The sequence below is a fragment of the Pseudomonas sp. Z4-7 genome, assembly GCF_051131965.1.
Lineage (GTDB): Bacteria > Pseudomonadota > Gammaproteobacteria > Pseudomonadales > Pseudomonadaceae > Aquipseudomonas.
Genome location: NZ_CP071642.1, coordinates 2,712,201 through 2,731,885, shown reverse-complemented (window position 1 = coordinate 2,731,885; position 19,685 = coordinate 2,712,201). Strand labels below are relative to the sequence as shown.

12 protein-coding genes are annotated in these 19,685 nt (G+C 63.0%); 6 read left to right on the top strand and 6 right to left on the bottom strand.

The features are described 5' to 3' along the window. Nucleotides 1-3,096, top strand: coding sequence for a multidrug efflux RND transporter permease subunit (locus J3P91_RS12580; RefSeq protein WP_434604537.1), 3,096 nt, complete (start codon nt 1-3; stop codon nt 3,094-3,096). 11 nt (nt 3,097-3,107) lie between these two features. On the opposite strand, the gene J3P91_RS12575 is transcribed toward J3P91_RS12580, so the two are convergent. The 5 genes from J3P91_RS12575 to J3P91_RS12555 form a co-directional block, all read right to left on the bottom strand. Further along, the gene (locus tag J3P91_RS12575; RefSeq protein ID WP_434604535.1) at nt 3,108-4,010 is read right to left on the bottom strand and encodes a hypothetical protein; all 903 of its coding nucleotides are present in this window, start codon (nt 4,008-4,010) and stop codon (nt 3,108-3,110) included. A gap of 186 nt (nt 4,011-4,196) precedes the next feature. Further along, nucleotides 4,197-5,045, bottom strand: coding sequence for an ureidoglycolate lyase (locus J3P91_RS12570; protein ID WP_434604533.1), 849 nt, complete (start codon nt 5,043-5,045; stop codon nt 4,197-4,199). A 25-nt stretch (nt 5,046-5,070) separates the two neighbouring features. After that, nucleotides 5,071-5,811: an SDR family oxidoreductase gene (locus tag J3P91_RS12565; protein WP_434604530.1), complete on the bottom strand. Its 741-nt coding sequence runs from the start codon at nt 5,809-5,811 to the stop codon at nt 5,071-5,073. Beyond that, a complete protein-coding gene (locus J3P91_RS12560) occupies nt 5,808-7,190 on the bottom strand; it encodes an MFS transporter (RefSeq protein ID WP_434604528.1) in 1,383 nt (460 codons plus the stop codon). The genes J3P91_RS12565 and J3P91_RS12560 overlap by 4 nt, the downstream gene beginning before the upstream one ends. Nucleotides 7,191-7,470: 280 nt before the next feature. Further along, on the bottom strand, nt 7,471-8,409 hold the full coding sequence (locus tag J3P91_RS12555; protein WP_434604526.1) for a LysR family transcriptional regulator: 939 nt from the start codon (nt 8,407-8,409) through the stop codon (nt 7,471-7,473). A gap of 113 nt (nt 8,410-8,522) precedes the next feature. Between J3P91_RS12555 and J3P91_RS12550 the strand changes: the two genes are divergently transcribed. The 4 genes from J3P91_RS12550 to J3P91_RS12535 all read left to right on the top strand — a co-directional run bounded on the left by J3P91_RS12550 (nt 8,523) and on the right by J3P91_RS12535 (nt 16,682). Beyond that, on the top strand, nt 8,523-9,704 hold the full coding sequence (locus J3P91_RS12550) for a fumarylacetoacetate hydrolase family protein (protein ID WP_434604524.1): 1,182 nt from the start codon (nt 8,523-8,525) through the stop codon (nt 9,702-9,704). Nucleotides 9,705-9,750: 46 nt separating this feature from the next. Next, a complete protein-coding gene (locus J3P91_RS12545; RefSeq protein ID WP_434604522.1) occupies nt 9,751-11,535 on the top strand; it encodes an IlvD/Edd family dehydratase in 1,785 nt (594 codons plus the stop codon). A 191-nt stretch (nt 11,536-11,726) separates the two neighbouring features. Continuing rightward, nucleotides 11,727-16,373, top strand: coding sequence for an RHS repeat-associated core domain-containing protein (locus J3P91_RS12540; protein WP_434604520.1), 4,647 nt, complete (start codon nt 11,727-11,729; stop codon nt 16,371-16,373). Nucleotides 16,374-16,376: 3 nt separating this feature from the next. Further along, nucleotides 16,377-16,682: a hypothetical protein gene (locus J3P91_RS12535; RefSeq protein ID WP_434604518.1), complete on the top strand. Its 306-nt coding sequence runs from the start codon at nt 16,377-16,379 to the stop codon at nt 16,680-16,682. Between the two features lie 264 nt (nt 16,683-16,946). On the opposite strand, the gene J3P91_RS12530 is transcribed toward J3P91_RS12535, so the two are convergent. Beyond that, nucleotides 16,947-18,683, bottom strand: a complete 1,737-nt coding sequence (locus tag J3P91_RS12530; protein WP_434604516.1) for an OPT family oligopeptide transporter — start codon at nt 18,681-18,683, stop codon at nt 16,947-16,949. A 231-nt stretch (nt 18,684-18,914) separates the two neighbouring features. Between J3P91_RS12530 and J3P91_RS12525 the strand changes: the two genes are divergently transcribed. Continuing rightward, nucleotides 18,915-19,685: a substrate-binding periplasmic protein gene (locus J3P91_RS12525; protein WP_434604514.1), complete on the top strand. Its 771-nt coding sequence runs from the start codon at nt 18,915-18,917 to the stop codon at nt 19,683-19,685.

Below are 19,685 nucleotides of genomic sequence, written 5' to 3'. Positions count from 1 at the left end.
ATGCCGCATTTTTTCATTGACCGTCCGGTATTCGCCTGGGTCGTCGCGCTGTTCATCCTGCTGGCCGGGATCCTGGCCATTCCGCAACTGCCGGTGGCGCAGTACCCGGTCGTGGCTCCGCCGCAAATCGAGATCTACGCCGTGTACCCGGGCGCTTCGGCGCAGACGGTAGACGAAAGCGTGGTCAGCCTGATCGAGGAGGAACTCAACGGCGCCGATAATCTGTTGTATTTCGAATCCCAGAGCAGTCTCGGCAGCGCGACGATCACCGCGACCTTTCAACCGGGGACGAACCCGGAACTGGCCCAGGTCGACGTGCAGAACCGCCTCAAGGCCGTGGAGTCGCGCCTGCCGCAGGCGGTTACCCAGCAGGGCCTGCAGGTGGACAAGGTTTCCGCCGGCTTCCTGCTGCTGATCACCCTCACCTCCAGCGACGGCAAGCTCGACGACGTGGCGCTCAGCGATTACCTGGCGCGCAACGTGATGAACGAGATCAAGCGCCTCGACGGTGTCGGCAAGGCCCAGCTGTACGGTGCCGAGCGAGCCATGCGGATCTGGATCGACCCGCAGAAGTTGCTGGGTCTCAACCTGACCCCGGCCGACGTCAACGCTGCCATCGTGGCGCAGAACGCCCAAGTCTCGGCCGGCAGCCTCGGCGACCTGCCGAGCCGCAGCACCCAGGAAATCACCGCGACCATCGTCGTCAAGGGCCAGCTCTCGACCCCGCAGGAATTTGCCGACATCGTGCTCAAGGCCAACCCCGACGGCTCCACGGTGCGCATCGCCGATGTCGCGCGGGTGGAAATCGGCAGCCAGGAATATCAGTTCTCCACGCGCCTGAACGGCAAACCTTCCACCGCCGTGGCCGTGCAGCTGTCGCCGGGCGCCAACGCGCTGAACACCGCCACCCTGGTGCGCGCGAAGATGGACGAGCTGTCGCGCTACTTTCCGGCCGGCGTGGAGTACAAGATTCCCTACGACACGTCGCCGTTCGTCAAGGTCTCGATCACCAAGGTGATCTATACCCTCGGCGAGGCGATGTTGCTGGTGTTCGCGGTGATGTTCCTGTTCCTGCAGAACATCCGCTACACGCTGATCCCCACCCTCGTCGTGCCGGTGGCGCTGATGGGCACCTTCGCGACCATGCTCGCGCTGGGGTTCTCGATCAACGTACTGACCATGTTCGGCATGGTGCTGGCCATCGGCATCCTGGTGGACGATGCCATCGTGGTGGTGGAAAACGTCGAGCGCATCATGGCCGAGGAAGGCCTGTCGCCCAAGGAAGCGACGCGCAAGGCCATGGGCCAGATCACCGGGGCGATCATCGGCATCACTCTGGTGCTGGTGGCGGTGTTCATTCCGATGGCGTTCATGCAGGGTTCGGTGGGCGTGATCTACCAGCAGTTCTCGCTGTCGATGGCGACGTCGATACTGTTCTCGGCCTTTCTCGCGCTGACCTTGACCCCGGCGCTTTGCGCGACCTTGCTCAAACCGATCACCCAAGGCGATCACCACGCAAAGGGCGGTTTTTTTGGCTGGTTCAACCGTGGCTTCGACCGGTTCGGCAACCGTTACCAGGGTTGGGTCGCCTACGCGATGAAACGCAGCGGGCGCTACCTGTTGATCTATGGCGTGCTGCTGGTGGGCATGGGCCTGCTGTTCAGTCGCCTGCCCTCCTCGTTCCTGCCGGTGGAAGACCAGGGCTACACCATCACCGACATCCAGCTGCCGCCGGGCGCCAGCAAGAATCGTACGGTACAGGTGGTGGAACAGATCGAGGCGCACAATGCCGGCGAGCCTGGGGTCGGCGACAGCACGGTCATCCTCGGCTTCAGCTTCTCTGGCAGCGGGCAGAATGCGGCCCTGGCATTTACCACGCTGAAAGACTGGTCGCAGCGCGGTGGCGACGATTCGGCGGCGTCCATCGCCGATCGCGCCAACCAGGCCTTCGGTGGAATCAAGGACGCCATGGTGTTTTCCGTGCTGCCACCGCCGGTGGACGGTCTCGGCACCTCCAGCGGTTTCGAGTTCCGCTTGCAGGACCGCGGCGGCCTCGGCCACGCCACGCTGATGCAGGCCCGCAGCGATCTGCTCGCCGCCGCGGATAAAAGCCCGGTGCTGATGAATGTGCGTGAAAGCGCCCTGGCGGAAGCACCGCAGGTGCAACTGGAAGTGGATCGGAAACAGGCGAATGCCTTGGGCATCTCCTTTGCCGACGTCGGCAGCGTGTTGTCCACGGCGGTGGGCTCAGCCTACATCAATGACTTCCCGAACCAGGGCCGCATGCAGCGGGTGGTGGTCCAGGCCGAGGGTGACCAGCGCAGCCAGGTCGAGGACCTGCTGAAGATTCACGTACGCAACAGCAGCGGGAAGATGGTGCCGTTGTCGGCGTTTGTCCAGGCGCGCTGGACCCAGGGGCCGGCACAGTTGACTCGCTACAACGGCTATCCGGCGGTGAGTATTTCCGGAGAACCGGCGCCGGGCTACAGCACCGGGCAAGCCATGGCCGAGATCGAACGGCTGGTGGCCCAGGGGCCCAAGGGCATGGGCCAGGAATGGACCGGCCTGTCCTTGCAGGAGCGCTTGTCCGGCAGCCAGGCACCGATCCTGCTGGGCCTGTCGCTGCTGGTGGTGTTCCTGTGCCTGGCGGCGCTGTACGAGAGCTGGTCGATCCCGACCTCGGTGTTGCTGGTGGTACCGCTGGGCGTGCTCGGCGCCGTAATGGCTGTTTCGTTGCGTGGCATGCCCAACGATGTGTTCTTCAAGATCGGCCTGATTACCATCATCGGCCTGTCAGCGAAGAACGCCATCCTGATCATCGAATTCGCCAAGAGCCTCTACGACGATGGCCATGACCTGCTCGACGCCACGCTCCAGGCCGCGCGCCTGCGCCTGCGGCCGATCATCATGACCTCGCTGGCGTTCATCCTCGGCGTGGTCCCGTTGGCGATCGCCACCGGGGCCAGCTCGGCGAGCCAGCAAGCGATTGGTACCGGCGTAATCGGCGGGATGATCAGCGCCACGCTGGCGGTGGTGTTTGTCCCGGTGTTTTTCGTGGTGGTGATGAAGCGGGTCGCGCGCAGCAAAACGCGTTGAGGCTGGCTACGCTAATTGCCCTGTGGCACAGCCTGGCTCTCGACGCTGGCCAGGGCTTTGTCCGCCAGGCGTCGTACCCAACCGGCATCATCAGCATTGACCACCGCATAACGGTCCGGCGGGAAAAACATCCAGTGATGGGCAATCTGCGCGAGTCGCTTGATCTCATCGGCGGACATCCAGTAAGACGTCTGCGTCATTGGCAAAGGCGCACCGTCGAAACGCCGGCCAAGCGCCAACTGGGTGCCGGGAGCGAAGGCAATCGCCAGTTGCTGCCGGGGTTGCATCTGCTTCTCCGGCGCGGGCATCTGCCCTACCCGTCGGTAGCAGAAGTCGCCGGGAAATTCCTCCTTGAGCACCAGCCAATCGCCGGCCGTGGTCATCGCCAGGATCCACTGCGACACGCCGGAGCTTTGCACCCGCACCAGCTTGTCGTTTTTCCATGACATCAGGCTGCTGCAATCGGGATCAAAATCGTTGGCCCACAGACTGATGGCCGAGATCAGCGTATGACGCTCAAGCTCGACCAGCCCTTGATCGGGCATCGATTGCCAGTAGTGCTTGGTCGGGTCGCGCGAATCGCGCAGGTAATTGGACAGTATCCACGCCGCCACGAAAAGCAGCGTCGCCAGCGCCAGCCAGCCCAAGGAGTCGCCGACGATCCGATCAACGTCCAGGTCCGGGGCGAACAACTTCTGGACCAGGCCCAGGCCCGCCAGGAGCACCACGCCCGGCAGCACCGGGCCCATGCTCAATGGCGGCAGCAGTACGACCAACCAACTGAAGTCATGCATGGACGCACGGTCCCGCGCCCAGGCCAGCTCCTGCGCAAGCATCGGTGCCTGCTCTCGCGGACCGATGGCTGGATCAGGGGTCTGGAAGCGGAAGAACTGCGTGTGGGAGTCGTCGCGCATGGAGGGCGTCATTTCTCTTGAAACGGTGGCGCATCTTCGGCGATTTTTACTGGCACGAACAGTCTCTCCAGAGTTCCCATTCCTGTGTGGCCGGACCCGCGTCTTCGCGAGCAGGCTCGCTCCCACAGGGAGGCGGAGATTCTGTGGGAGCGAGCCTGCTCGCGAAGACGGCGGTAAAGCCAGTGATCAGTCCGCCTGCACCGTCACCTGACGCTGTTCACCCAAACCTTGAATGCCCAGGCGCATGGTCTGGCCCGGGCGCAGGAACACCGGGTTGGGCTTGATGCCCAGGCCGACACCCGGTGGCGTCCCGGTCGAGATCACGTCGCCGGGCTGCAGGCTCATGCACCGGCTCAGGTAGGCAATCAGTTGCGGCACGCTGAAGATCAGCGTCCGGGTATTGCCGTTCTGATAACGATGTCCGTCGACTTCCAGCCACAGATCAAGCGCGTGGGGATCGGCGATTTCGTCCTTCGTCACCAGCCAGGGTCCAAGCGGGCCGAAGGTGTCGAAGCCTTTGCCCTTGTCCCAGGTGCCGCCGCGTTCGAGTTGCCACTCGCGTTCCGACACATCGTTGATGACGCAATAACCGGCGACATGCTCCATGGCGTTCGCTTCGTCGATGTAGCGCCCGCCCTTGCCAATGACCACGCCGAGTTCGACTTCCCAATCGGTCTTGAGCGAGCCACGGGGAATCTGGACATCGTCGTTCGGTCCGCAGATGGCGCTGGTCCATTTGTTGAAGATGATCGGTTCTTTCGGCACCTCCATGTTCGATTCGGCGGCATGGTCGGCGTAGTTCAGGCCGATGCAGATGAACTTGCCGACCTGCCCGACGCACGCGCCGATCCGCGGCTGGCCGCCCACGACCGGCAGGCTGCGCGGGTCGATGGTGGCGAGTCTTGCCAGGCTTTCAGGAGCCAGGGCTTGCCCGGCGATGTCTGGCACGTGGCCCGACAGATCACGGATCTGATTGTCATCATCCAGCAGCCCGGGCTTTTCCGAACCTTTTTCGCCGTAACGCAACAGTTTCATGAAGTGCTCCTGCTCAAGTGAAAATTCAGAGGCTCATGCCACCGTCAATGACGTGTACCGTCCCAGTGGTGTAGGCAGATGCGTCGCTGCCCAGGTACAGCGCCAATTGCGCGACCTCCTCGGTGTTGCCGATGCGGCCCATGGGCTGGCGGTCGAGAAACTGCCGGTAGACCTGTTCCTCCTCGACACCCTGCTGCGCCGCCTGGTCGGCAATGCGCTGGCGCAGCGAAGGCGAGTCGACGGTGCCAGGGCATATCGCATTGCAACGGATACCCTGGCTGACGAAGTCGATGGCGACGGACTTCGTCAGCCCGACTACCGCCGCCTTGCTGGCAGCATAGGCGAAACGATTGGGCACGCCCTTGATACTGGACGCCACCGACGACATGTTGATGATCGACCCGCCGCCACGCGCCAGCATACCCGGCAGAAACGCGCGGATCATGCGGTACATGGCGCTGACATTGAGGTCCATCGAGCGCGCCCAGGCGGCTTCGTCGCAATCGAGAATGGTGCCGCTGTGCACGTAGCCGGCGCAGTTGAAAAGCACGTCCAGCTCGCCAATCCGCTCGCGGGCAGCGTCGATGGCGCTGGCCGAGGTGACATCCAGGAGCATCGGCGTGACCCCCTCGATGCCCGCCAGCGCGCGAATATCGATGTCACTGGCGAACACCTCGGCGCCGGCCTGGGCGAAGGCCACGGCGCTGGCCAGGCCGATGCCCTGTCCCGCCGCCGTCACCAGCACCCGCTTGCCTCGCATGTTCATGCGGTCTCCAGTTGCGCGGCGGTGGGCGCGGTCTTGGCTGTCCTGCCGAGCATCGAAGCGGGAATCGCCAGGATCAACCCACCGCTGACCAACAGGCACAGCGCCAGGACGTACGTACCGTTGTTGATATTGCCCGTCAGGGTCTCCGCCACGGCCGTGATCATCGAACCGGTGAAGCCCGACAGGTTGCCGATCGCGTTGATCATGCCGATCCCGGCTGCGGCGGCAACGCCCGACAGCACAGTGCCCGGCAGGGTCCAGAAAATTGGCATCAGGCTGAGGATCCCCGAGGCGGAGACGCTGAGGAACAGCACCGACAACACCAGGTTATCGGCGAAAAACGCGCTGAGGATCAGCCCGGCGCCACCAATGAATGCCGGGATGGCTGCGTGCAGGCGCCGTTCGCCGGTGCGGTTGGAGTGCCGCGCATTGAGCAGCATCGCCACGATTGCCACCGAGTAGGGAATGGCGGTGAGCAAGCCGATGTGCAGGCTATTGGTGATGCCGGTGCTCTTGATGATCGAGGGCATCCAGAAGGCCAGGCCGTAGAAACCGGTGTTGAAGGTCAGCAGGATCAGCACCAGCAACCAGACGCGAGGGTTGAAGAACACTTCGCTCAAGCGCGAAGCCTTGCCCTGGTTGTCGGTTTGCAGGTTGGCCTTGAGCATGGCCTTTTCCGCTGCCGACAGCCACTTGGCCTTGTCGATGTTATCGGCCAGGCAGACGATCACCACGAAGGCCATGATGATCGAAGGGATGCCCTCGATGATCAGCATCCACTGCCAGCCGGACATGCCTTGCACGCCCTGCATGCTGTTCATCAGCCACCCGGACAGGATCCCGCCCAGTGTCAGGCTGACCGGCAACGCCAGCAGGAACCCGGACATCACCCGGCTCTGCCGGTGGGTCGGGAACCAGTAGTTGAGGTAGAGGATCACGCCGGGGAAAAAGCCTGCTTCACAGATGCCTAGCAGGAAACGCAGCACATAAAACATCGTGCTCGATTCGACGTGGAAGAACGCTGCCAGCGGCACCGTGTAGGCCACGGCCATGGAGATCACCGCCCAACTGAGCATGATCCGGGCGATCCAGAACCGCGCGCCCAGACGATGCAGTAACAGGTTGCTGGGGACCTCGAACAGGAAATAGCCCCAGAAAAACATGCTGGCGCCCAAGGCGTACACGGTGTTGCTGAACTGCAACTCGGCGAGCATATCGAGCTTGGCGAAGCCGATATTGACCCGATCGAGGTATGCCGCCATGTAGCACAACAGCAGCACTGGCAGGATCCGCCAGATCACCTTGCGGTAGGTCCGGTCTTCGAAATCCAGTTCGCCGGCTTGCGCCTGGGCAGGCAACGGCTCGGAGATGGTTTGCATGAGGTAACCCCTGATTGTTGTTATTGGGTCACGTCGAATGAGCGGCTCATCCGGCGATTGAACGAGGACTCTACTGTCGTGGATCGATTCATTCCCAATGGCATTTTTGGATTAGTTGATAACCAGTTGTTATCGGTATTGAGGGTTGGCACAGGATCATTGCAGCCAGACCGCCGCCATCGCGAGCAAGCTCGCTCCCACAGGGGCGGGGCGTCCCGGACCTTTCAGTCAACCGAAAACAACTGTGGGAGCGAGCTTGCTCGCGATGGCGGCGGCACGTTCACCTGCTCAGCCGGGCGTTGTCCTTGAGAATCTCGGCAAACTCCAGCGCCGCGCCCACCAGCGGCTCGTCCTTTCGCGTGAGGATGCCGTAATCCTGCGGCACCAGGTGCAACGGGGTATCGAGGGTCTTGAGCTGGCCGCTTTCCAGCAGCGGATCGACCATGGCATTGGGCAACATGCCGATCATCGGGCCGCGTTTCAGCACCTGGAGGAAGGTCTGCATGGAAATCGTATCGATGGTGTTGCGCGGCATCCGCACGCCCGCTTCGGCGAACGCCAGTTCCATGCGGGCGCGGATCGGCGTGCCGACCGGGTAGAGAATCCACGGCAGGTCCACCAGTTGCTGCAGCGATATCGGCCCGGCGTCTGCCAGCGGATGCCGGTCGTTGACGACGATGCAGAATGGTTCCGGAGCCAGGGGCTGGAAGTCGTAGCGCTGCTGCTGGCTCTGCTCGGTAAACCGTGCCACAGCCAGATCGAGCTTCTTCTCTTCCAGCATCTTCATCAGGTGATTGCTGGTCTGCTCTACCACCTCGATGGACAACAACGGCCAGCGCTGCTTGATCTGCAGGATCGCCTCGGGCAGGGCCACCGCGGTCGCGGCAAAGATCCCGCCGACCTTGAGATAACCATGGCCGCCCTCCCGCAGGCTGCTGATCTGCTCGACGAACGAGCGCGCGTCATTCAAAGCGATCTGTGCGTAGCGCAGCACATGCTCACCCAGCGCGGTGGGCGGCATGCTGCGCGGGCGCCGCTCGAACAGGGCGAAGCCGAGCAGGCTCTCGATTTCCTTGAGCATCTTGCTCACCGCCGGCTGGCTGAGGTTCATCTGTTCGGCCGCCAGGTGCATGTTGCAGGTGCGGCCCAAGGTATCGATCAGCAGCAGATGGCGGAATTTGAGCCAGCCGCAGAAGCTGGAAAAGGACAGATCGGACATGGGCAACCCTCACGATGCAATAACCGGACGTTATCAGATACTGAATATATCTCATTGGAGTTCATCACCAGCGCGCCCTAGCTTGAAAGCTTTACGAACCAGGAAGACTGCCCATGTCGCTGATGCTTACCCCCGAGAACACGCTGCCGGTCGATGGCCTGGCCGGCACCCTGATTGGTCGTGCCTGGGTCCCTGGGCGGATCGCCGGGCCTTCGCCAATCGTACTGCGCAGCGACGGAGTGTTCGACCTGTCGGAGCGTTTCGCGACCTTGAGCGATTTGCTGGAAACGCCCGCGCCGCTGACAGCGGTCAGGCAGACGCCAGGCACGTTCATCGCCAGCGTCGACGCGCTGCTCGCCAACACCGGCATGCATGCTGACCCGGCCAGGCCCTTCCTGTTGCCGCCCTTGGACTTGCAAGTGATCAAGGCCGCCGGCGTGACCTTCGCCGCGAGCATGATCGAGCGGGTGATCGAGGAGCAGGCTGGCGGTGACGCAGCCCGGGCCGAAGCCGTGCGCGCGACGGTGCACAGCGTCATTGGCGACAACCTGCGCTCGATCGTCCCGGGCTCCGAGCAAGCCATGCGCCTCAAGGCCTTCCTTATCGAACAGGGCATGTGGTCGCAGTACTTGGAGGTCGGCATCGGGCCGGACGCGGAAATCTTCACCAAGGCGCCGGTGCTGGCCGCCGTCGGCAGCGGCAGCCAGATCGGCATTCATCCAGCCTCGCAATGGAACAACCCGGAACCGGAAGTGGTGCTGGCGGTGAATAGCCGCGGCCAGATCCACGGCGCCACCCTGGGCAACGACGTCAACCTGCGGGACATCGAAGGCCGCAGCGCGTTGTTGCTGAGCAAGGCCAAGGACAACAATGCCTCGTGCGCCATCGGGCCGTTCATTCGGCTGTTCGATGAACACTTCAGCCTGGACGACGTGCGGGCCTGCGAGGTCGATCTCCAGGTACACGGCGAAGACGGTTACCGCCTGCACGGCTGCAGCTCCATGAGCCAGATCAGCCGCGACCCGCAGGACCTCGCAGGCCAGACACTCAACGCCAACCACCAATACCCGGATGGCTTCCTGCTGTTTCTCGGTACCCTGTTTGCCCCCACCGAGGATCGCGACCACGCGGGCAGCGGTTTCACCCACAAAATGGGCGACCGGGTCAGTATCAGCAGCCCGTTGCTCGGCAGTTTGCATAATCAGGTGACTCACAGCTGCGAGGCCGCGCCCTGGACCTTCGGCGTCGGCGCCTTGCTGCGTAATCTCGCCGCGCGGGGGCTGCTCGATCGCTGAGCCCGACAGATCGTCGATTCATCCAATTACAAGAGAGAAATGAATCATGAGTGACACGCCAAAACGCCGCCTGCGCAGCGAGCAGTGGTTCAACGACCCGGCTCACGCGGACATGACCGCCCTGTATGTCGAGCGCTACATGAACTACGGGATGACCCGCGAAGAGCTGCAATCGGGTCGGCCGATCATCGGCATCGCCCAGACCGGCAGCGACCTGACGCCCTGCAATCGTCATCACCTGGAGCTGGCGCAACGGGTCAAGGCCGGTATTCGCGACGCTGGCGGCATCCCGATGGAATTCCCGGTGCACCCGATCGCCGAACAGTCGCGCCGGCCCACTGCTGCCCTGGATCGCAACCTGGCGTACCTGGGCCTGGTGGAAATCCTCCATGGCTACCCGTTGGACGGCGTGGTGCTCACCACCGGCTGCGACAAGACCACCCCGGCGTGCCTGATGGCGGCGGCGACCACCGACCTGCCGGCCATCGTGCTCTCCGGCGGGCCGATGCTCGACGGCCATCACAAGGGCGAACTGATCGGCTCCGGCACCGTGCTCTGGCACGCACGCAACCTGATGGCCGCCGGCGAAATCGACTACGAAGGCTTCATGGAAATGACCACGGCGGCATCGCCCTCCGTGGGCCACTGCAACACCATGGGTACCGCGCTGTCGATGAACGCCCTGGCCGAAGCCCTGGGCATGTCGCTGCCCGGTTGCGCGAGCATTCCGGCGCCCTATCGCGAGCGCGGGCAGATGGCCTACGCCACCGGCAAGCGCATCTGCGAACTGGTGCGCCAGGACGTGCGCCCATCCCGGATCATGACTCGGGAGGCGTTCGAGAACGCCATCGCCGTCGCCTCGGCACTCGGCGCATCGAGCAATTGCCCGCCGCACCTGATTGCCATCGCCCGGCACATGGGCGTCGAGCTGAGCCTGGACGACTGGCAGCGGATTGGCGAAGACGTGCCGCTGCTGGTCAACTGCATGCCGGCCGGCAAGTACCTCGGCGAAGGCTTCCACCGCGCCGGTGGCGTGCCGGCAGTCATGCATGAACTGCAAAAGGCCGGGCGCCTGCACGAAGACTGCGCCACGGTCAGCGGCAAATCGATTGGCGAAATCGTCAGCAGCAGCCTGACCAGCAACGCCGATGTCATCTACCCGTTTGCTACCCCGCTCAAGCATCGCGCTGGATTCATCGTGCTCAGCGGCAATTTTTTCGACAGCGCGATCATGAAGATGTCGGTGGTCGGCGAGGCGTTTCGCAAGACCTACCTGTCCGAGCCCGGCGCCGAAAACAGCTTCGAAGCCCGGGCCATCGTGTTCGAAGGGCCGGAGGATTACCACGCGCGGATCGACGACCCGGCGCTGGACATCGACGAGCGCTGCATCCTGGTCATTCGCGGCGTTGGCACCGTGGGTTATCCCGGCAGCGCCGAGGTGGTGAACATGGCGCCGCCCGCAGCGCTGATCAAACGCGGTATCGACTCCCTGCCCTGCCTCGGCGACGGCCGCCAGAGCGGCACATCGGCGAGCCCGTCGATCCTCAACATGTCCCCGGAAGCAGCCGTGGGCGGCGGCCTGGCGCTGCTGCAAACCAACGACCGGCTGCAAGTGGACCTGAACACCCGCACCGTCAACCTGCTGGTCGACGAGGCCGAAATGGAACGGCGCCGTCGCGAATGGACACCCAACATCCCGCCCTCGCAAACGCCCTGGCAGGAACTCTATCGGCAACTGGTCGGACAGCTGTCCACCGGCGGCTGCCTGGAGCCGGCCACGTTGCATTTGCGGGTAATCGCCCGCAGTGGTGAGCCGCGGCATTCGCACTGACTCGGAGCGCCCGGTCGTGAGTGGCCGGGCGTTTGGGACCACTTAAAGAAGCGTCCTACATCACCCGTCTCCTTGTCTGACTTATTTCCCTAGCCTTCCTCGGCAAAGTCTCGCGCACCCCGATTTTTCGCGAGACGCCTGCCCATGTTCGACCGATTTTTCCTGCTGGCCGCTGATCAGACCGCTTCCTGATGGATCAGGTGCGCCGCATCGAGGCGGAACTCGACAGCTTCAAAGACAGCCTTTCCCTCTACCGCGAACAACTCGGCCGCTGGTACGCCCGTGCGGCGGACCGGGCCAGCCAGGCGGCCGACTTGCCGTCGCTGATGGGCATGGAACGGGTGCTTCTTTTTGGTGGCAGCGCCACGACGGTCAGCAGCCGCGACAGTGATTTCCACTCGACCGTGGCCCAGTGCCCCAAGGGTGGGGTCCTGACGATCGAGAGCAAGCTCGAATCGGCGTACGACATTCCGCTGGGCGACATCGTGGTGGATGTAGTGTCGGTGGACAGCGGCGAGGTCACCCCCGTCCAGCTGAATGCCCAGGGTGTCGGGACCTTCAAAGGCGAAGCGGGTCGCTACTACCGGGTTCACGTTCAAAGCGAAGTCACGCCCAGGCAGATCGACGACCTGTTTTCTTCCTACAACGGCCTGACTGCTGATCTGACGGACTGGCTGCGTAGCGAATGGCAGGGCTTCAAGCCGCAGTGGGCACAGCAATCGTCGGCGACGTCGGCGGCCGCGGTGGGCAATGGCCTGCTCGCCGGCGGTTGGGCGGCCATCGAGGGCGTGTGGGACAGCATCAGCTTGCTCTCGGACATCCTCAAGGACCCGAGCCGGTTTGGCGATCAATTGGGCAGCGGTGCGGCGGACCTGATCGAACTTGCCGAGTCGTCCCCGCAGATCATGGCCAAGCTGCAGTTGCTCGCCAGCGACGAAGCGGCGCTGTGCCTGCTGGTGCGCACCGCGAGTCTCTGGCTGGACATGCTGCCGCCCAGCGAAGTGGCCGGCGGCACGGCCAAAGCGTTGTCCATGGTGGTCGTGCAGTTGGTGATCGACCTGCTGATCGGCGTGGTCCTGACCTTCGCCGGGGCGGGCGCCGGGATTGCCTACCTGTCGCTGCGCCTGGTCCGGCACAGCGTCCGGCTACTGGACGCCGTAACACGTTTCATCCGGGCGATCTTCGCGGTGGTGAACGGGTTCATGGCCTACGTGGACCGCTACAAAACCGTGGCGGCGCGAGGCATTGCCGCCAGCGTGAAAAAAGGCCGGATGCAATTGCGCTGGGACGCGCAGCGCAACACCACGCTGAAAAAAGACGAACCCCACGACGACGCCCCGGCCCCCTCGAAAAACCCCAACGGCGACCCCGCCGACAGCGCCGCCCAGACCCGCACCGACGGCTGCCCGGTGTCGATGGTCACCGGCGAGGAACTGCTGACCCTGGAGGACGGCACCCTCGACGGGCGCTTGCCCTTCGTCTTCACCCGTCTCTATCGCACCAGCGCCGCCGAGCTGGACATCGGCCTCGGCCGTGGCTGGAGCCATGGCCTGGCCCATCGCCTGGTGATCGAGGGTGAGCAGGTGATCTGGATCGACCAGGAAAACCGCCGAACAACCTTTCCTCGCCCCAACCTTCAGCGCCCGGCGATCCACAACAGCCTGGCCCGCGCAGCGATCTACCTGAGCCGCGAGCCGGACGAACTGATCATCGCCCAACCCGGCGAAGACGCCCCTTTCCTGCACTTTCGCGACGGTCATCTGACGGCGCTGAGCGATCGGTACGACAACCGCCTGACCGTCCAGCGCAACATCTACGGAGACATCAGCCGCCTGGACAACGGCGCCCGGCGCGGCCTGCGGTTGCGCTATGAGCATCGCCACCTGGTCGCCATCGACTATCAGAGCTTTGACCCGCAACAGCATCCGGACGAAGCCTGGCGCACCGAACAGACGCTGGTGACCTACCGCTACGACGGCCGTTTCCGACTCATCGAGGCGACCAATGCCGCCGGCGAAAGCGAGCGCTACGACTACGACGACCAGCACGTCATCCTCCAGCGGCAACTGGCCGGCGGCGCGAGTTTTTACTGGGAATGGCAAGGCCTCGGCCCGGCGGCGCGCTGCGTGCGGCACTGGGCGTCCTTCGCGCAGATGGACAGCCACTACAGCTGGGGCGAAGACGGCAGCGTCACGGTCCGGCATCGGGATGGCAGCCAGGAGGTGTACGTCCACGACAACCGCGCACGGTTGGTGCGCCAGGTCGATCCCGTTGGCGGCGAACAGCTCAAGGCTTATGACGAGCAGGGTCGGCTGACCGCCGAGCAGGATCCTTTGGGCGCGGTGACCGAATACCGCTACGACGAAGCTGGACGGCTGGTGGCGTTGATTCCGCCTGAAGGCGAGCCGACGTCCTACGAATACCGCAACGGCTTCCTGCACGCCCGACAGCGCGGCAAAGCCGTGTGGACCTACCGGCGTAATGCCCAGGGCGATGTGGTCGAGGCCATCGACCCGGATCGTCACAGCACCCGGTACGCCTATGACGCCCAGGGGCAACTGCTCTCGATCCGCTACCCGGACGGCGGCACCCATCATTTTGTCCGCAATAGCCAAGGCCAGCTGACCGAAGAAACCCTGCCCGACGACAGCCAGCGGAGTTTTTCCTACGACACGTTGGGGCGGCTGCTGACCCGCAAGGACGAACATGGCGCGATTACCCACTACCAATGGGATGCCGTCGGCCGCCTGCTGCAAACCACCCTGCCCACCGGCGCCACCCGCGCCTGGAGCTACAACGCCTACGGCAAGGTCACCGCCGAACGCGACGAACTGGGGCGCATCACCCGCTACGAATACGCCGACGACCTGCACCTGATCAGCCGGCGGCTCAATCCCGATGGCAGCGAACTGAAGTATCGCTACGACTCGGCGCGGCTGTTGCTCACCGAAGTCGAGAATGAATCCGGCGAAAAATATCAGCTGGCCTACACGCCCAACGGATTGATCCGACAGGAAACCGGCTTCGACGGCCAGCGCACCGGCTACGCCTACGACCTCAACGGCCACCTGCTGGAAAAGACCGAGTTCGGTGCCGATGGCAGCCAGCGGCTCACCGCTTACCAGCGCGACAGCGCCGGCCGCCTGTTGCGCAAGACCTTGCCCGACGGCAAACCGGTCGAGTACCGCTACGACGCCCTCGGCCGGCTGGTCAGCGTCGACGACGGCCACTGGCCGCTGGCCTACGAATACGACAACCAGGACCGCCTCGTCGCCGAACACCAGGGCTGGGCCACCCTGCACTATCGCTACGACGAGGCCGGCCGGCTGACCTACTGCCGCCTGCCCGACCGCAGCACCCTCAATTACCGCCACCTCTATGGCGGCGCGCTGCTGGCCATCGACCTCAACGGCCAGTGCCTGACCGAACACCGCTTCACCGGCACCCGCGAACGCCAGCGCCAGCAAGGCCTGCTGCTCAGCGACTACAACTACGACGAACAGGGCCGCCTCAAGGCCCAGACCGTGTGGCAGACCCAGCAGAAACAACTGTTCTGGCGCGACTACTCCTACAGCGCCAACGGCAACCTCGCCACGCTGTCCGACACCCGAAACCGACGCGCCTACCACTACGACCCGCAAGATCGCCTGCTGCGCATCGACTACGCCCACAGCCAGCCCCCCGAGCACTTTTCCCACGACCCGGCCGGCAACCTGCTGCTGCACGACCGCCCCGGCCCGACCAGGCTCAAGGGCAACCGCCTGCTGATGGAGGGCGACCGCCACTACGACTACGACGCCTACGGCAACCTGGTCCGCGAACGCCGCGGCAAAGCCCAGTGCCTGGTCACCGAATACCGCTACGACAGCCAGCACCGTCTTATCGGCCTCACCACCCCGGACGGCAACGAAACCTCCTACCGCTACGACGCCTTCGGCCGACGCATCGAAAAGACCGTGGACGGCCAGACCACCGAATTCATCTGGCAAGGCGACCAGCTCATCGCTGAAAGCAGCGACCATCATTACCAAAGCTACGTCTACGAGCCCGGCACCTTCCGCCCCCTCGCCCTGCTCGAAGGCCAAGGCCCAAACAACGCCACGCCGTTCTACTACCACAACGACCACCTCGGGACACCGCAGGAACTGACCAGCCACCAGGGCGAAATCGTCTGGGCGGCGCACTACACCGGCTACGGCAAACTCACCAAACTCGCCCACGGCGCCGACAAACAACTGACCCAACCGCTGCGTTTCCAAGGCCAATACCACGACCTGGAAAGCGGCCTGCATTACAACCGGCATCGCTACTACAATCCGGACACGGGCCGGTACCTCACGCCTGATCCGAGCAAGCTGGCGGGTGGGCTCAATGGGTACCGGTACACCCTGAACCCGACGGGGTGGGTGGATCCGTTGGGGTTGGTGGATTGCCCGGGAAAAGGTCAATGCACTCCTGAGAAGGGCGATCAGGCTCCCGAACAAAAAGCAAGTATCAACGAAGGTTCGCCCCAGCTTCCGGACGTCGAATGGACAAATCATGGAAACAAGCATGTTTCTCCAAAATCACCTTGGTCCACCGTCATAAAATCTACTGGAAATGGAGGTACAGCCAGGTACTTACCGGGTACTGATATCGAAGCACTGGAACGTTATGTTTTTGCAAACGGGCAAAATGTTAACAATGGAAAACCTTGGAAAGTTATGGATCTAGGACGAACGGTCGGAGCAAACAATGGCAAAGAGACTAGGTTTATGCGAGTTGAATTGAGTGCCCGCACAATACATGGCCACCCGATATCCAAAGAATCATTTAAAAAGTACACCAAGAAAAAATAACCGATGAACACTCAGAAAATATACCAGCTTGGCGGAAAGATAACATTTGATGATATTTCGCATTTAAATCAAACAAAGGAGCTATCACAGCTCATAGACGACCTGAAAGAGGATTTATTTCAAGCCAGCTTCCCTTCGGATCAAATTTTAGATATCGGGTGGTACCCGGAATTTTGTAAAGAGGGTCACTTTAGAGTCGTTCTGATATCAAAATCCAACTGGGACACCCCAGTACACTCTGAAAACGCAAGAAACTGGATAGAGCTGGAAAAAGCATTAGCAAATGCGTTGAATAAAGTTAAAAAATAGGACATCGGCGACAGACTTAGGAGTGAATTGATGCTGACTTATAACCGCTTTCGCGAGCGGGCTCGCTCCCACAGCGGACTGGATATGTCATCAGAACTACCAATCAGCCAGACACACCGAGGGCTGTTGAGAGGGGCTGCTACGCAGCCCAGCGGGAGCAAGCTCCCTCGCCACGGGGGTTGCAGGGATATGTAAGCTACGGGGAAAGCCCAACAAATAACTCTGCCAGTAACGCTCACAGATCAATCTTTCAACACCCCCTACTCACATATTCCCAACCATCTCCCACAACGACGCCCCTACCCCGGTAATGCTCTCCCCCGCAATCAACCCCGCCGCCGCCGTAATAGCGAAGCGTTCCGTGAGGCTTGGCCAGCGGCAGCTCACCAGCCAGGTGAGCACGGCGCCGAGGGCCATCATCAGCGATACCGAGGCCGGCAGGACAAAGGCCAGGCCCAAGGCCGCCGTGCTTGGCAGGTAGCGGGCCCGATGGGCCGGCAGCAGGCTGTCGAGGATGCCCAGCAGCAAGCCGGCGATGGCGCCGATGAAAATCGCCCAGCGGATGCTGGCTGACAGTGAGTCCAGGCCATGGGTCAGGGTTTGCGCCACGGCCTTCCAAGTGGCGACCGCCGGGGCCGGCCATTCTTCGGTGAGCAGCATGGTTTGCGGGTCGGGGATCAACGCCAGGTAAGCGAGCACGCCGACGATACTGCCGATGAAGATTCCCAGGGTCTGCGCCTGCAGTTGTTTGCGCGGCGTGGCGCCGATCGCTCGGCCCACCTTGAAATCGTTCATCAAGTCTGTGCATTGCCCGGCCGAACCGCCGGCGGTATTGGCACTCATCAGATTGATCGGCACCTGGCCCGGGGCGACGATGCCAAAACTCAACTGGGACAATTGCCCGATGGCACCGATAGGCGGAATACCCGTGGCGCCAACCACACGGGCCGCCACCGCCGCCAGGCAGATGGCCAAGGGGATGGTCAGCAGGGCCATCCACGGATTGATGCCGAACAACAGCGCTTGCAGGCTTACCACCAGAATGATCGCCAACAGGAAACCGAGGGCGGGGCCGGCCTTGGGAATCACCCAGGTCGCCGCGCCGCTGGCCTTGGTGGAACCGTGCAAGGCCCACAGGCGAATCGCCAGGGAAGCCAGCGTCGAGCAGACCATCAGGCTCACCCCCGGCCACAGCAGCCACTCCACCAGCACCGCAAATTGCGGTCCACTGCTGCCGGGCGGTAACTGCACCAGGCCATTTTCCAGCAGCCACGGCGCCAACCCGCCCCACGCCAGCAGCGCGCCGAGCAGCAGGGTCAGGCCGACGCGGATGCCGATGATGCCGCCGAACCCCACCAGCAACAGCGAAGGGTCTGCAGTAAAGGTCAGGCGCTCCAAATGGGCGTTCGGCGACCAACGCGGGATGGCCCACCAAAACGTATCCACCCACTTGGCGAGCCCGGACAGCAGCGCCGCGCCGAGCAGCACCTTGAGCCGCGTCGCGGCTTCCTGGCCATGGTTGTAGATGTGCAGGAGGGTTTCCAGGGTCGCCATGCCTTCGGGGAACCTCAGCGCCTTGTCATTGAGCAATGACGGCCGCAGGTACCAGGCAATCCAGATGCCCAGGAAGCTCACCGAAAACACCCAGGCAACCATCGGCACAGCGTCCAGTTGCTGGCCGGTCAGCAAGGTGTACGCCGGAATGGGCGCGACCAGCCCGCCGGAGATGATCGACGCCGCTGCCGACGCGACGGTCTGGTTGATGTTGCTTTCGTGCAACGTCCACGGCAGCGCCGCAGCCGAGCGTTTGGCCAGGCCCTGCCAGATGCCGTAGCCGACCAGCAAGGCAATGATCGACATGTTGAATGACCAGCCGATTTTTAATCCGGCATAGACATTGGAGGGCGTCAGGAGGATGCCAAGCACGATCCCCGTGATGACCGCGCGCGGGCTGAATTCGCGTTCGACGGGGAGGACATGCGGGCTCGAAATCTGGTCCATGCGAATTCCTTATCGGCAAAAAACAGTCGCCTCAGCCGAGGCAACTACCTGACAAGTGAGTGCTGTATCGACGCAAGGTTCACCGACGATAGTTCTGGCGACCACGGGATAGAGCCGTCAGCCCCGACAATCGAACGCTCTCCTCAAGCAGCCCTCCACCTGGCCGATAACCTGTGTGACGGCGGCCCTCCGGCCTCGTCAGGCTCTGCTGGTCGCATAGGGTGATGATCAATGGCTTTGCAGCTTAACCGCTTACTGATGTTTGGCGTCCTGATGCTCCTGCTTGCAGGTGGGTCGGCGTTGGCCACCGCGGCTGAGCCGCCGCTGCGCATCGTCACGGAGGAGTTGCCGCCCTACAACATGACGCAGAACGGACGCGTGACCGGGATGAGCACCGAGGTCGTCGAGGCCGTGCTCAAGGAGATCGGCGTCCAGGCGTCGATCCAGCCCATGCCCTGGGCCCGCGCGTACGAGTTGGCGCTCAACGAAAGCAACGTCCTGATCTATTCGATCGTCCGCACGCCCGCACGCGAAGCGCTTTTCCAGTGGATCGGCGCCATCGCCCCGACCCAGTGGTACATCTACTCCCTGGCTGAGCGGCCAGTGAAGCTCAGCTCCCTGGCAGATGCCCATGGGCACCAGATCGCGACCGTCAATCAGGACGTCGGCGAGCAATACCTGGTCTCGAAGGGGTTCCGCATCGGCGAGGATCTGCAATCGAGCACCAAATACGAACACAACTACCGCAAGCTCAAGGTCGACCATGTGGAGTTGTGGATTTCCAACGAGCTCAACGCGCTGTACCTGACTCGGCAGAACGGCGAAGACCCGGAAAAAGTCCTCATCCGGTCATTGCCGCTGCCCGAACTGAGCAGCGCCGACGGCTTGAACATGGCATTCAGCCGCAACACGCCGGCGCAAACCGTCGAGAAATTCCGCGCCGGCCTGGAGGCCATTCGTCGCAACGGCGTCTACGATGCCATCGCGCGCAAGTGGTTATGA

Coding starts and splice junctions, on each gene's coding strand:
- J3P91_RS12565 (WP_434604530.1), bottom strand. CDS start 5,811: ATGAACATGCGAGGCAAGCGGGTGCTGGTGACGGCGGCGGGACAGGGC.
- J3P91_RS12560 (WP_434604528.1), bottom strand. CDS start 7,190: ATGCAAACCATCTCCGAGCCGTTGCCTGCCCAGGCGCAAGCCGGCGAA.
- J3P91_RS12550 (WP_434604524.1), top strand. CDS start 8,523: ATGTCGCTGATGCTTACCCCCGAGAACACGCTGCCGGTCGATGGCCTG.
- J3P91_RS12580 (WP_434604537.1), top strand. CDS start 1: ATGCCGCATTTTTTCATTGACCGTCCGGTATTCGCCTGGGTCGTCGCG.
- J3P91_RS12525 (WP_434604514.1), top strand. CDS start 18,915: ATGGCTTTGCAGCTTAACCGCTTACTGATGTTTGGCGTCCTGATGCTC.
- J3P91_RS12555 (WP_434604526.1), bottom strand. CDS start 8,409: ATGTCCGATCTGTCCTTTTCCAGCTTCTGCGGCTGGCTCAAATTCCGC.
- J3P91_RS12535 (WP_434604518.1), top strand. CDS start 16,377: ATGAACACTCAGAAAATATACCAGCTTGGCGGAAAGATAACATTTGAT.
- J3P91_RS12540 (WP_434604520.1), top strand. CDS start 11,727: ATGGATCAGGTGCGCCGCATCGAGGCGGAACTCGACAGCTTCAAAGAC.
- J3P91_RS12530 (WP_434604516.1), bottom strand. CDS start 18,683: ATGGACCAGATTTCGAGCCCGCATGTCCTCCCCGTCGAACGCGAATTC.
- J3P91_RS12575 (WP_434604535.1), bottom strand. CDS start 4,010: ATGCGCGACGACTCCCACACGCAGTTCTTCCGCTTCCAGACCCCTGAT.
- J3P91_RS12570 (WP_434604533.1), bottom strand. CDS start 5,045: ATGAAACTGTTGCGTTACGGCGAAAAAGGTTCGGAAAAGCCCGGGCTG.
- J3P91_RS12545 (WP_434604522.1), top strand. CDS start 9,751: ATGAGTGACACGCCAAAACGCCGCCTGCGCAGCGAGCAGTGGTTCAAC.